14 protein-coding genes are annotated in these 12837 nt (G+C 33.8%); 9 read left to right on the top strand and 5 right to left on the bottom strand.

Annotated features, from left to right (window positions below; genetic code table 11):
- Positions 1 to 298 precede the first annotated feature (298 nt).
- On the bottom strand, positions 299 to 1069 hold the full coding sequence (locus HOG71_16670) for a GNAT family N-acetyltransferase (protein MBT5992483.1): 771 nt from the start codon (positions 1067 to 1069) through the stop codon (positions 299 to 301).
- 203 nt (positions 1070 to 1272) lie between these two features.
- Between HOG71_16670 and HOG71_16665 the strand changes: the two genes are divergently transcribed.
- The 7 genes from HOG71_16665 (at position 1273) to HOG71_16635 (ending at position 7483) form a co-directional block, all read left to right on the top strand.
- Positions 1273 to 1845 carry a TetR/AcrR family transcriptional regulator gene (locus HOG71_16665; GenBank protein ID MBT5992482.1) on the top strand — a complete coding sequence of 191 codons (573 nt, stop codon included), beginning with the start codon at positions 1273 to 1275 and terminating at the stop codon, positions 1843 to 1845.
- A 10-nt stretch (positions 1846 to 1855) separates the two neighbouring features.
- Positions 1856 to 2602 carry an outer membrane lipoprotein-sorting protein gene (locus HOG71_16660; GenBank protein ID MBT5992481.1) on the top strand — a complete coding sequence of 249 codons (747 nt, stop codon included), beginning with the start codon at positions 1856 to 1858 and terminating at the stop codon, positions 2600 to 2602.
- A 46-nt stretch (positions 2603 to 2648) separates the two neighbouring features.
- A complete protein-coding gene (locus tag HOG71_16655) occupies positions 2649 to 3023 on the top strand; it encodes a four helix bundle protein (GenBank protein MBT5992480.1) in 375 nt (124 codons plus the stop codon).
- Positions 3024 to 3087: 64 nt separating this feature from the next.
- Positions 3088 to 4311: an ABC transporter permease gene (locus tag HOG71_16650; protein MBT5992479.1), complete on the top strand. Its 1224-nt coding sequence runs from the start codon at positions 3088 to 3090 to the stop codon at positions 4309 to 4311.
- Positions 4312 to 4356: 45 nt separating this feature from the next.
- On the top strand, positions 4357 to 5574 hold the full coding sequence (locus HOG71_16645; GenBank protein ID MBT5992478.1) for an ABC transporter permease: 1218 nt from the start codon (positions 4357 to 4359) through the stop codon (positions 5572 to 5574).
- 31 nt (positions 5575 to 5605) lie between these two features.
- Positions 5606 to 6292 (top strand): ABC transporter ATP-binding protein, encoded by a 687-nt coding sequence (locus HOG71_16640; GenBank protein MBT5992477.1) that lies wholly within the window; start codon positions 5606 to 5608, stop codon positions 6290 to 6292.
- 24 nt (positions 6293 to 6316) lie between these two features.
- Positions 6317 to 7483 carry a hypothetical protein gene (locus HOG71_16635; protein MBT5992476.1) on the top strand — a complete coding sequence of 389 codons (1167 nt, stop codon included), beginning with the start codon at positions 6317 to 6319 and terminating at the stop codon, positions 7481 to 7483.
- Here HOG71_16635 and HOG71_16630 read toward each other — a convergent pair.
- On the bottom strand, positions 7480 to 8049 hold the full coding sequence (locus HOG71_16630; GenBank protein ID MBT5992475.1) for a hypothetical protein: 570 nt from the start codon (positions 8047 to 8049) through the stop codon (positions 7480 to 7482). The genes HOG71_16635 and HOG71_16630 overlap by 4 nt on opposite strands.
- A 158-nt stretch (positions 8050 to 8207) precedes the next feature.
- Between HOG71_16630 and HOG71_16625 the strand changes: the two genes are divergently transcribed.
- Positions 8208 to 8681 carry a toxin-antitoxin system YwqK family antitoxin gene (locus HOG71_16625; GenBank protein MBT5992474.1) on the top strand — a complete coding sequence of 158 codons (474 nt, stop codon included), beginning with the start codon at positions 8208 to 8210 and terminating at the stop codon, positions 8679 to 8681.
- Positions 8682 to 8751: 70 nt separating this feature from the next.
- Positions 8752 to 9786 carry a metallophosphoesterase gene (locus HOG71_16620; GenBank protein ID MBT5992473.1) on the top strand — a complete coding sequence of 345 codons (1035 nt, stop codon included), beginning with the start codon at positions 8752 to 8754 and terminating at the stop codon, positions 9784 to 9786.
- A gap of 920 nt (positions 9787 to 10706) precedes the next feature.
- Here HOG71_16620 and HOG71_16615 read toward each other — a convergent pair.
- From HOG71_16615 to HOG71_16605, 3 genes are all read right to left on the bottom strand, one after another.
- On the bottom strand, positions 10707 to 10949 hold the full coding sequence (locus tag HOG71_16615) for an HTH domain-containing protein (protein MBT5992472.1): 243 nt from the start codon (positions 10947 to 10949) through the stop codon (positions 10707 to 10709).
- Positions 10950 to 11640: 691 nt separating this feature from the next.
- The gene (locus tag HOG71_16610) at positions 11641 to 12171 is read right to left on the bottom strand and encodes a hypothetical protein (protein MBT5992471.1); all 531 of its coding nucleotides are present in this window, start codon (positions 12169 to 12171) and stop codon (positions 11641 to 11643) included.
- 327 nt (positions 12172 to 12498) lie between these two features.
- The gene (locus tag HOG71_16605) at positions 12499 to 12774 is read right to left on the bottom strand and encodes a hypothetical protein (protein ID MBT5992470.1); all 276 of its coding nucleotides are present in this window, start codon (positions 12772 to 12774) and stop codon (positions 12499 to 12501) included.
- Positions 12775 to 12837 lie beyond the last annotated feature (63 nt).

Raw genomic sequence — 12837 nt, 5'->3', positions numbered from 1 at the left:
GGTTGAGTTAATTCTTTATACTCCTCAATTTTATTTTGTGTTTTGCCTATTTCTTTATCAATAAGCTCCTTAATCTCTTTCGTTTGCTCTTTGTCCATGATTATGTTACTTTGCAAGGCTCAATTTCTATAGCCGTAGAAACTCAAAGTTAAGAAAATGAAATGCAATTTATTTTCAGCCTTTTTTGCTTTTAGGCTAAGGTGTTTATATTGAGTTCTTTAAAATATTTCCTCCATAAACACTCGCCCTTAAGCCTGTCTTGTCGAATTGACAGTGGTGTGGAGATTTAAATCTAATTTCAATTCAATATTTTATTCATGATATTCTTAAAGCGTGTACTGCTTACTGGATGATCGGCAACAACTTTGCCACTGAAAGTGATGCAAAAAGTACCAAAAGCACATGGTGAACGCTGCGCCTTTTCATGTGAATCAATAAGGATTAAATTGGCACTTATACCAAAAAGATCGCGTGCAACTTCTGTAATTTCTTTGACAGATTTTGCTATATAAGGACATTGATCTGTATAATATATCACTAATCCCTTATCATTTGTACTGCTACCAAATCCATTATCTTTCATTGAAGGAATGGGAAAAGAATCATTCAATGTCAAAACCAAAAGATCAAAATCAGGTTCAACTTTTTCAACTTCCTTAAAGCCCATTTTGATAAAAAGTGATTTGGAAGCCATCCAACTTCCTTTTCGAACCAATACGGCAACTCCAGACTTCTTTTGAGCTTTCGCATCCTCTATACAAGAGTTAAGTAGTTTCACCCCATAACTTTTATCCTTATAGGGTTTTTTCATGATGTATATGCAATGAATAAAATAATAGCCATGTGCATTAACAGGTCGCCAGCTAAATTCTCCCGGTATGTATTCAATTGCTCCAATTGCTCCATCTTGTTCGGAAAAAAGCACTTTGTATTTCATACCCTTTTCAAACTGAGCAATATTCCATTCAATTTTCTTCTGATAGCCTGTTTGTTTTATATTCTTATAGCCACACATCGAAAATGTATGTGCATTAGATGCATTGGTGTCTATTAATTTGACGTCATTCATACTTCTTCAGGTAATTTAAGGAGGGTTATATCAGAAGCCAAATTAAGTATTTTAAACATTACATCTTCTTCCTTTAATCGACCTTTTGAATTCATTTTTTATTCGACATATCCAATTTTTTAAAATATTTTGAAAAAGTTTTGGTTGTTTGAAAAAAGTTTTTTTACATTTGACTGACCGTTCAGTCATAAAATAATATATCTATGCCACGAACTGAAGATCAGTTAAAAGAAATTAGAGGAGAGAAACGGAATCTCATTATGCAAACAGCAATGGTATTATTTGCCAAGCAAGGATACCAACAAGTTTCAATAAATAAAATTGCGAGCTCAGCAGGCATTTCCAAAGGTTTAATGTACAATTACTTCGACAGCAAGGAAGATTTACTGGAGCAAATTGTTTCTGAAAGATTTAACGAAATCGTTTTACATTTTGATCCCAACCGAGATGGTTTATTAGAACAACATGAACTGCTCCAGTTTATTGATAAAATCTTTGATCTCATTAAAGATAATTTTGATTTCTGGAAACTGTTTTATAGCCTGTTTGTACAACCACAAGTATTTGAATTGCTTTCTAAAAAATATGTAGAATTGCTTGAGCCATTCTATAGTATGCTCATGAAGTACTTCGAAACCAAAGGATGTAAAAACCCCCGATCTGAGGCAATCTTTTTTGGTGCTTCGCTTGACGGATTAGCTGTCAATTACCTAATTGATCCAGAACATTTTCCGATAGAAGATATAAAAGAGAAAGTAAAAAGTTTATACAGATAAAATGAGAAAGATGAAAAAAATAGCATTTACGCTAATTATTTGCACAATAGCTTTATCAGGTGCAATTGCTCAAACAGCATTGGAAATTATTGAAAAAGCAGATGCGAAACACCGTGGCATCAGTAGTTATGGAGAAATGTCGATGACAATTGTTAGAAAAAACTGGACACGTACTGTTGAAATGAAAAGCTGGACAAAAGGCTCCGATCAAGCAATGATTTATATTACTTCGCCAGTAAAGGAAAAAGGACAAGTATTTTTAAAGAGAGGAAAAGAGATGTGGAACTGGATGCCATCTATCGATAGAATGATTAAAATTCCACCTAGCATGATGATGCAAGGTTGGATGGGATCTGATTTTACCAATGATGATTTGGTTGAACAATCCTCGTCTGTAAAAGATTATAAGCATACACTATTGGGAAAATCAAAAGTCAGAGAGGTTTTGTGCTATAAAATTGAGTTGATTCCTAAAGAAGATGCTCCGGTAGTTTGGGGTAAAATTATCATGTGGATTACGGTTGATGGATTTGATACCTGGGCTGCAGAATATTATGATGAAGACAATGAATTGGTAAACGTTGAAAAAGCATACGATATTAAAACAATGGGTGACCGAACAATTCCTACACGCATTGAAATCATCCCTGTAGGCAAAAAAGGAGAAAAAACAATTCTTCAAATAATTGATATGAAGTTTAACGAAAAATTGGAAGACGATTTCTTTTCGCAACAAAATATGAAGAGGATCAGGTAAATGGATAAATTGTTAAATTGAACTATTGTTAAAATGAGAAATAGTTATGGCAAAGTACTTATCATTAGAAGACTTAAGCTCATATAAGTTAGCACTTGAATTGTCAAATTATGTTTGGGATATTGTTGTGAAATGGGAATATTTTGAAAAAAAGACTGTTGGAGAACAATTTGTTCGAGCTGCAGATTCTATATCTGCAAATATTGCAGAAGGATTTGGGCGATATGGCAAGAAAGACAAGATAAAGTTTTATCGATATAGTTTAGGTTCATTGAGTGAAGTTTCTGACTGGATAGCAAAATCTATTCACAGAAAACTAATTACAGAAAAACAGGAAAAGGAAATGCTTAAATTTTCTACACAACTTCCCATTGAGCTTTACAACCTCATCAATTTTACAAATGAGAAATTAAAAATATGATTAGGCAAGTTGCAGGAATGATTTTATAACAATTTATCAGTTTATCTATATAACAATTTTTAATATGAAAACATATTTAAAACTCGCTTGGCGAAACCTTTGGAGGAATAAAAGAAGAACGCTAATCACAGTTTCTTCCATTTTTATTGCTGTTTTATTATCAGCTCTGATGAAATCCATGCAGGAAGGATCATATGAAAGCATGGTAGATATGGCTGTGAAGTTTTATTCAGGTGCAATTCAAGTACATAAAGATGGGTACTGGGAGAATCAAACCCTGAATAACTCACTTGAAGTGGATGATTCCCTTATAAAGGCACTTGATAATGTGGAACATATCAACTTCTATACACCCCGAATCGAATCCTTTTCACTGGCATCTTCTGAAAACTTAACCAAAGGAGTGATGGTTCTTGGAATAGATCCTGAGCGTGAAGATCAGGTTACGAAAGTTAAATCAAAATTAGTAGAGGGTAATTACCTGAACCAAAATGATGATGGCGTTTTGCTTTCCGCTGGTTTAGCAAAATTCCTGAAGTTGAACTTAAATGACACTCTCGTTTTGCTTGGGCAAGGATATCATGGGGTGAGTGCCGCAGGAAAATTCCCCATAAGAGGTATCATTAAACATCCAAATCCTGAGTTTAACAAAATGCTCGTTTACATGAGTATAAAACAATGTCAGACATTCTACTCGGCAGAAGGTTTATTGACTTCATTTGTTATTATGGTAGATGATTATGACAAAATTCCCAAAATACAACATGGCCTAAAGAATCAGATCAATTTATCCAAGTTTGAAGTTATGAATTGGAAAGAAATGCAGCCGGTTTTGGTTCAGCAAATTGAAAGCGATAAACAAACAGCAGTTATTTTCAAAGGGATTTTGTATCTGGTCATAGCTTTTGGCATTTTAGGAACTATTATGATGATGATGTCGGAACGAAAACGTGAATTTGGTGTTGTAATAGCCGTAGGTATGCAGAAATACAAACTCAAAACGGTGGTTTTTATTGAAACAATTCTAATTGGTATTGTTGGAATTATCACTGGAGTTGTAGGGAGTTTTCCTTTGACATGGTTCTTTTACAAAAATCCGATTCCCTTAAGTGGGAAATCGGCTGATGCCATTATTGAATATGGATTTGAACCTGTTATGTATTTTTCCATTGCACCTTCGGTCTATCTAAATCAAGCAATTACCATTTTTGCTTTTACTTTAGTTATCGCTATTTACCCATTATATTTTCTTGGTAAACTTAAAGTTATGGATGCTTTAAGAAGTTAATTCAATGGCAGCAAAAACAATTATAGAATTTAAAACATATAAGATATGATTTGGTCAATCGCATGGCGCAATGTGTGGCGTAATAAAGTAAGAAGTTCAATTGTAATAATTGCAGTTTGTCTGGGCCTTATGTCGGGAGTATTTTCCGCAGCATTTATGAAAGGATGGATGGGGCAACGGATGGATGCTGTTTTACTCACTGAGATGAGCTATATTCAGATTCATCATCCTGAATTTAAAGAAAACTATGAGTTTACGTATTTTGTCGACAATTCAGATAAAATTGTACAAGATATTAAATCATTGGATCCTACTATCAAGCTTAGTAAAAGAATGGTTATTAATTCCATGGTAGCTTCAGCTGAAACAGGAACTGGTGTTATGATAAAAGGCATTGATCCTGAAATGGAAAAGGAGGTAACCAACATTTACACTAAAATTGTTGAAGGAGCCTATTTTGAAGGAATCAGTAAAAATCCTGTAGTGATTGGTAAAAAGTTAGCCGATAAACTGGATGTGTCTATTCGTAATAAAATTATAGTTACTGTACAAGATCAGGATGGAAATGTTACGAGTGGCGCATTCCGCGTAGCTGGAATATATAAAACCTCCAACACAACTTTTGATGGATCCACAATTTTTGTTAGAAATAGTGACTTAGCCACCCTTGTAGGAGTCAATCCAGAAATGAGTCATGAAATCGCTCTTTTATTGTCGGACCAACATAATTTGGAAGAAACTACACAAATAATTGGCGCATTAAATCCCGATTTACTGACAGAAAGCTGGAAGGACTTAAGTCCTGAAATGGGCTATATGGATGATTTGATGGGTGTTTACATGTACTTTATTATCATTATCATTTTATTTGCACTTTGTTTTGCCATTATCAATACAATGCTAATGGCTGTACTCGAAAGGGTAAAAGAAATTGGGATGTTAATGGCTGTTGGTATGAACAAACTCAGAGTGTTTTCTATGCTCATGTTAGAATCTATTTTTCTAACACTAAGCGGTGGATTTTTGGGAATAGTGCTTGGCTATATTCTATTTCTGTTTTTCCAGAAAAATGGAATTGACATGTCGATATGGGGAGAAGGGCTTGAAGCCATGGGTTTTGCAGCTATTATCTACCCTGAATTTGATTATGGGATGATCATTCCTATCATTATTTTGGTAATACTAACCGGATTGTTATCATCCCTTTATCCTGCTTACAAAGCACTAAAACTCAATCCTGCTGATTCAATTAGAACTGATTAATTTTATTTATTAAAGAATTAAATTTATAACCATGAATATTATAGAAGTTAAAAAACTCCACAAAATTTATGATGAAGATTCATACCCTGTTCATGCTGTAAGGGGTGTAGACTTAAGCTTTAAAGCTGGTGAATTTGCAGCAGTAGTGGGTCCTTCAGGATCAGGAAAAACCACCTTTCTAAATATGCTGGGAGGCTTGGATGATCCGACAAAAGGAGAAATTTTTATTGATTCCGTGAATATTAGCAAACTCACAAACCGCCAAAAAATAGATTTTCGCATGAATCATATTGGATTTGTGTTTCAGGCTTATAACCTTATTCCGGTGTTAACTGCAAAAGAAAATGTTGAATTCATTATGCATTTGCAAGGAAAATCAAAAGCAGAACGTGAATTTCGGACAAAAGAATTGCTACAAGCTGTAGGTTTGGATGACAAAATGGACAAGCGCCCGTCAAAGCTTTCTGGCGGACAACAACAGCGGGTTGCAGTAGCTCGTGCATTGGCTTCAAAACCAAAATTCATTTTAGCTGATGAGCCTACTGCCAATCTGGACTCGAAATCGGCAGCTAATTTATTAGAGATTATGGAGCGCCTGAACAAAGAAGAAAATATCACTTTCATCTTTTCTACTCACGATCAAAGAGTCGTTGATAAAGCCAGACGAGTGATAACACTTGAAGATGGACAAATAAAGTCAGATGAATCAGTATCTTAATAAAACAGTTGAAATTTGAATGGCATGCTTAAAATAAAAGTATTTAAACCATTAGTGATCCTTGTGCTATTTGCTTTCAGCATGCAAATTCATGCACAGGAAAAGCAAAAAAACTGGAGCCTGAATGGATATGTTAAGGATATGCAGTCCATTTTATTCACCGAAGTCGATAGTGATTGGATGAATGATAATCTAATTCATAATCGTCTGAATTTTAAGTGGTATATGACGAAGTCTCTCACCTTAGATGTTGAAATGAGAAATCGTTTTATGTTTGGTGATTTTGTTAAATACATTCCGGGATACGCTAAAATTGTTGACAATGAGCAAGGTTTTATTGATATGTCGGGATTGATATTTAGTGAAAAATCGTTTTTACTCCATTCGACTATCGACAGAGCATGGATTGATTATACCAAAGGCAAATTTCAAGTACGAATTGGAAGGCAGCGTATAAACTGGTCACAAACTTTTGCTTGGAATCCGAATGACCTGTTCAATACCTATTCCTTTTTTGATTTCGATTATGAAGAAAAGCCGGGGAGCGATGCTGTTAAAATAGTTTACTACACAGGCATGACCTCTCAATTGGAAGTAGCTGTAAAGGCTGACTATAAAGACAGGCTCACTGCAGCAGCGATGTATCGATTCAATAAGTGGGGATACGATTTTCAGTTTATCGGTGGTGTTTTTGAAAGTGATGACATTGTGATTGGAGGAGGTTGGAGTGGTCAGCTTTTCAAAGGTGGTTTGCGTGGAGAATTTAGCATATTCCAACCTATCAAAGGCACATCATCTTCAAATCCTGCCCTATTGGTCAGTGCAGGTTATGATTATACGTTTAAGAATTCATTGATGTTTCAAACAGAAGTGCTTTATAATTTGAATGGCAAGGAGGATGGTGATTTTGATTTAAATGAATTCTATTTTATGGATTTAAGTGCTAAAAATCTTTCACTAACCAAATGGTCATTTATGGGAATGCTTGCATATCCGATAACACCATTGATGAATGGTTCTGTTTCAGCGATGTATAGTCCTAATGACAAATCCTTTTTTGTAGGACCAACTATCTCCTATTCATTAGCAGAAAATCTTGATTTTTCGCTGGTCGCTCAATCTTTTTTCAGCGATGCAGCAATGGGAGGAAAAGGAACATTTGTGTTCTTACGAATTAAAAAGAGTTTCTAATCTTTAATCCCAAACGAAAACCAGTATATATTTTTGTCTGTTTCATCATACTGGATATAGACATATAAATTGTTATTCTCTCCCCTCCAAGCGCCAATAACCGATTTCGTGAAATTATAATCAGGCAATTTCTTTTTAACTTCTTCCAGACTCGTATTGGATGAAAATTTAAGTCCGTCTATTATTAATAATCCTCTAAATCGTCCTTTTGGTATAAATGAATAATCTTCACTAGGATCATTTCCCATATAAATATTAAAATCACTTACTTCATCAGAGCTTGGACTTTTATATAAAATTATTCCCAATTTGTCGTAGGTACAAATATCATTTACACCTGGGTCAACTCGATCTTCTTTTCCTATGGCATGTATAAATCGGTTATGTGACCAAGGACTAATAAACTCATTTTTATTAATTTTCAATCCACCATTTTTTATTTCAATTTTCACCTTCTTAACCTTCTTCTTGCTCGATGGGACACTAAAAGAAAATAGAAAAGCTGAAAAAACAATAATCAGGAAAGGAATAACAAAAGCGTTATGTTTAGCTGATAACTTTTTCATGGATTTATTTTTGATGGTTTACGAATATACGATAAATCAAATTTGTGTATTTTTTTAATACCAATTGAATCCAAATTGTAAAGATGTATTTGCACATATATTGAAACGTGAATTTTCTAACAATGGATAAACCTATAATTTTGCAGAAAATCTTGATAATGAAGTCAGCCTATATATTTATTTTTCTTGCCATAATAACCCTAAACTCCTGTTCTCAAACAGTTGATATCTTGGAAGTAGAGAGCAGAGATGGAATAACCTATTTGAAGAAATCGAACAAGCCTTTTAAAGGTACTGTGATATCATGGTATAGTCCGGGAAATAAATTTTCAGTTTCTGAATACGATAAAGGTTTGTTAAATGGAAAACAAACAACCTATTATGCGAATGGGCAGGTTCAAAGCATTATTACCTATCTCGATTTTTATATGAACGGACCTTATGTGTTTTATTACAAGAATGGACATATTAAAGAAAAAGGCAACTTCATCCACTGTATGGAAGATGGCTTGTGGAGCTATTTCTATGAAAATGGAGAAAAAAAAGAGGAAGGCTCATTTAATAATGGAATTCGAAGTGGGAATTGGCTTTTTTATGATGAAAATGGTCGTTCAAAAAGCAAGCATTATTAGATCAATATCATACAAAATAGATTCTATCCCTTCTTTTTGTCAGTGCACATTTTCATGCTAATTTTGCTGCATGATCAAAATCCTTTTCCTTTCCGATACGCATCTGGGTCATGAATATCCCATCCGTGCAACAAAACGAATTCGCAGAGGCCAGGATTTCTTTGATAATTTTGAATTTGTCCTCAACTACGCAATTGAGCATAAAATTGATTTGATTCTTCATGGAGGTGATTTCTTTTTTAGAACCAAAATCCCCGAAGCTATTATAGGCAAATCCTACAAAATCCTGTATGATTTTGCCAAGCACAATATTCCACTTGTTATTGTACCCGGAAATCACGAAAGCTCACGTTTACCGCGTTCTCCTCTCATTTTTCAACCCAACCTCCACATTTTTAAGGAAGCTTGCTGTTTTCATTTTGAAATAAAAGGAAAGAAAATCAATATCTCAGGTTTCCCTTATGAAAGGCATCAGATTCGAGATCAATTTCACGACATTGCTCAACAAATTAAAAAACAGGAAGCAGAAGCAGATATAAATTTACTGCTTACACACCATGCAGTTGAAGGTTGTACTTGTGGTCCGGGTAACTATACATTCCGCAAAAATGAAGACGTGATTCAAATGAAAGATATTCCTATGCATTATGATGCTGTATTGTGCGGTCATATACATCGGGAACAAATTCTTTGGAAAAATGAGCAGAACAAAAAACTCCCAATTATTTATGCAGGTTCAGTCGAACGAACATCATTTGCTGAGAAAGAAGAAATAAAAGGATTTTATGTACTTGAGTTCGATGAAAAAAAACAAAACAGAAATTTTGTCCCATTAAATACCCGCCCCATGGTCGACATAAGCATTCCTGAGAATCTCAATTCTGCTATTGATTTAGTCAATTACTTACTCGATGAAAGCAAAAGTCTTGATTCAAGATCCATCCTTAAGATTAAATGCACAAACGAAGAAATCAGGAAACTACTTACTCCAAAGCTACTTGATGAAGTGTTTAAGCCTTCCATAATAACTCAAATATCTGGCTGGAATCAAGAGTTCAAGCAAAGAAAGAAGAAAGAGAAAACACCTAATTTATTCGATCTCTAATATAGAACCGAATTGTATTCGGTTTATTTTGTTACTCTCACTTGTCCGATAAAAAATCGGACATACACAATACCTCCACTCAGTGTCTCCACTTATTAAATTCACCAAGGTTTAAAAACAGATAGCAGTGGGACACTGAGTCTCAAATACAATACATCAGTGTCATCTAAGAGAGACACTGCTGAGATAAAAACCACTAATGTAGAGCCGAATTGCATTCGGCTTCTTTTGTTACTCTCACTTGTCCGATAAAAAATCGGACATTCACTATACCTCCACTCAGTGTCTCCACTTAATAAATTCACCATGGTTTAAAACAGACAGCAGTGGGACACTGAGTCTCAAATACAATACATCAGAGTCCTCTACGAGAGACACTGCTGAGACTATAAAGAAATCTTGAAAAGAATTTGAAAAACTCAGGAATTAAAGGACTTTCATTTACAAATCTGAATATATTCCGGCAGTTCTACCTTATATCTCCTGAGATAATTCAGACAGTGTCTGAATATTTTAGGGATTCTTCAATTATTCAGTCACCGTCTGAACAATTCACCTTACTGTTTGTAGTCTGTAGCTTTGGCCATAGAGCAGAGGGACTACAAACCTATTTATTACTCCATTCCCTTTATTTTCTTATTATAAAACAAACTGCATTCTGGTTTCTTATTTTTTATCCACCTGCTGCTGCCATGTTTCGAAGTTAATGAAGTTGTTGATTTTTGTATATGTTTTATGTGTTCAATGACATTAATTTCTGTTACAAGTATTAGCTAAAAATGTAACAAACGTTTTGTTTTCTTTTCGGCATCATTCAGAAATCTTTTCGAAAGAAAGTCAACAAGTTGTTGGGTTTTTAACCCGCATTGAATAATTCTCAATTATTTTATTGTCTTCATTTACATCAACATTTTTCCGAATTATCTGTCAATAAATTCCCAATACCCTCCTAATTTCGGACCTTTACGAATAATAATATTTGTCTTTTTTAGCTTGGAAAGATAATTTTCAATTGTTCTATCTGTCTTATCCAATTCTTGAGCAATTTCTTGAGCTGTTGAATAAGGGTTTTGCATTAAAATATTATGAATTGCTTCTGCCTCCTTTCCGAATTCACTTCCGAAATCTTTCCGAAATCTTTCCGAAATCGTCCTCTTACTCATGAGAACCACCAGGAGATGATTTTCTGTAGAAAGTGATCATAAAAAAAGAGTTCAGGAAAAGACAGAAAAAAGAAAAAATACCTAACTTATTCGATCACTAATGTAGAACCGAATTGTATTCGGTTTGTTTTGTTTCTCTCACTTGTCAAATAAAAAATCGGACCTACATTATACGTCCACTCAGTGTCTCCACTTATTAAATTCACCATGGTTTAAAAACAGACAGCAGTGGGACACTGAGTCTCAAATACAATACATCAGTGTCCTCTGCGAGAGACACTGATGAGATAAAAACCACTAATGTAGAGCCGAATTGCATTCGGTTTATTTTGTCAAGCGCTGATTCAATTATAAATCGGACCTATATTATCAATACCATTAGTAACAAACTTCAACAAATCAGAAAAAATTATCAGGAAGGTTGGAAAAGAAAAAGCCCTCTCGAAATAATCGTGAGGGCTTTAAGTGATTTTGGTACCCGAGGCCGGTACCTATTAAGATTGATATACAATTAGTTACAAGTGATTAGTAACAAATTAGTAACTTTTAGATGTTTTTAGGGCTAATTTGAGGAGGTTTCTAAATCAAATATACAAATTACATATAAACTACCAATCATCCACATTTAACTTATTACTTGTTTTGTCATTTAACTTTAAAATGGTAAGATTTTCATTATAGGAATGATAGATTAGAAAACTAATCCAATTCCTATTCCGCTTTCAGTTGAAATAGGCAAAACCTTATTTAACTTCTCACCTGCTTTTCTTACATGTGAAAAACTTTCAAGAGTGAATATTATACCAATTAGATTTAATGCTATGCCTCCATATAATACAGCCTTTTGTGCATCTGTATTCATAAATGTACTACCAATTATTGCCCCGGTTCCAATGGTACTTAAAACTATACCAGTATAAATGTGCTTTGAAAACAATATCAATTCGCTTCCTGAAGTAATATTGAGCTTTTTTTGAATAATTGCCCAACTATCTTTAGTAGTTTCTCTATTTGAGCTTAAATATTTTATACTGTCTGTATAGATAGTTTTACTTATTGAAATATTATTATCAATTATATAATACTTAACACTAGATTGGGCCAATTCTGAGATAGTGCAACAAATTATTTGACCTCCTTTTGTAATTATTGTATCATTTTGAGAATAACTAACAATCGACATAAGAAGCAAACAAGCAAATAGGCTAGAGTGTTTTTTCATAATCCAATATTTTAAGTCAAAATTAGCAATTATTTATTAAACATCTTTCTTAGATGAATGTATATAACCCCCCTGCATAGTTTTAGCAAGTATAACCCCCTTATGTTATTTTGACAAGAAAGAATGTTTTGATAGCTGTGTTGTTGATTTGAAAAGTCTCAGGGATGTTAACTCCCCTCCCCTCAACTGACAAAAAAAAGAGCATAGGTCAACAGGGCGTTAACCTATACTCAAAAACTACTCTTCTCTTCAATACAAATCTACAAATTACATGTGATTAGTCACAATAAGTGAAATGGTTCTCAATTATGTACTCAAATCCTCTTATTATTCAATAATTGTATATTTAAAACTAACTGTTTGGTCTTGCTCCTCAGCTTCATTGATACTTATTGATTCCATTTTAGGCAATACATAAGGTAATAATTTTGTAATAATATCAAATTTATCCTTTGTAGGTAGCTCTTTAAATTCTGCAATTACATATTCAATCTCAGTATCAATAAAATTCTTAATCATCTCTTTTGTGTCATGAGTTATTTTATTTGGAGTTCCTTTTGGCCTTCCTTCAATGTTTCCTGAAGTTCCCTTTTGATATGCCATATCATTGTATTTTATTGTTATTTACAGTCAATTGTAAAACCTTACTGATTCCTTTATCTTTTT

Source organism: Bacteroidota bacterium (assembly GCA_018698135.1).
GTDB lineage: Bacteria > Bacteroidota > Bacteroidia > CAILMK01 > JAAYUY01 > JABINZ01.
The sequence above is the reverse complement of the archived record's forward strand: the minus strand, read 5'-3'. Positions and strand labels throughout refer to the sequence as shown.

What these genes read in the sequence shown, in the direction of transcription:
- HOG71_16630 (MBT5992475.1), bottom strand. Translation starts at nt 8,049, where the DNA reads ATGAAAAAGTTATCAGCTAAACATAACGCTTTTGTTATTCCTTTCCTG.
- HOG71_16665 (MBT5992482.1), top strand. Translation starts at nt 1,273, where the DNA reads ATGCCACGAACTGAAGATCAGTTAAAAGAAATTAGAGGAGAGAAACGG.
- HOG71_16640 (MBT5992477.1), top strand. Translation starts at nt 5,606, where the DNA reads ATGAATATTATAGAAGTTAAAAAACTCCACAAAATTTATGATGAAGAT.
- HOG71_16620 (MBT5992473.1), top strand. Translation starts at nt 8,752, where the DNA reads ATGATCAAAATCCTTTTCCTTTCCGATACGCATCTGGGTCATGAATAT.
- HOG71_16625 (MBT5992474.1), top strand. Translation starts at nt 8,208, where the DNA reads ATGAAGTCAGCCTATATATTTATTTTTCTTGCCATAATAACCCTAAAC.
- HOG71_16645 (MBT5992478.1), top strand. Translation starts at nt 4,357, where the DNA reads ATGATTTGGTCAATCGCATGGCGCAATGTGTGGCGTAATAAAGTAAGA.
- HOG71_16660 (MBT5992481.1), top strand. Translation starts at nt 1,856, where the DNA reads ATGAAAAAAATAGCATTTACGCTAATTATTTGCACAATAGCTTTATCA.
- HOG71_16650 (MBT5992479.1), top strand. Translation starts at nt 3,088, where the DNA reads ATGAAAACATATTTAAAACTCGCTTGGCGAAACCTTTGGAGGAATAAA.
- HOG71_16615 (MBT5992472.1), bottom strand. Translation starts at nt 10,949, where the DNA reads ATGAGTAAGAGGACGATTTCGGAAAGATTTCGGAAAGATTTCGGAAGT.
- HOG71_16670 (MBT5992483.1), bottom strand. Translation starts at nt 1,069, where the DNA reads ATGAATGACGTCAAATTAATAGACACCAATGCATCTAATGCACATACA.
- HOG71_16635 (MBT5992476.1), top strand. Translation starts at nt 6,317, where the DNA reads ATGCTTAAAATAAAAGTATTTAAACCATTAGTGATCCTTGTGCTATTT.
- HOG71_16655 (MBT5992480.1), top strand. Translation starts at nt 2,649, where the DNA reads ATGGCAAAGTACTTATCATTAGAAGACTTAAGCTCATATAAGTTAGCA.
- HOG71_16605 (MBT5992470.1), bottom strand. Translation starts at nt 12,774, where the DNA reads ATGGCATATCAAAAGGGAACTTCAGGAAACATTGAAGGAAGGCCAAAA.
- HOG71_16610 (MBT5992471.1), bottom strand. Translation starts at nt 12,171, where the DNA reads ATGAAAAAACACTCTAGCCTATTTGCTTGTTTGCTTCTTATGTCGATT.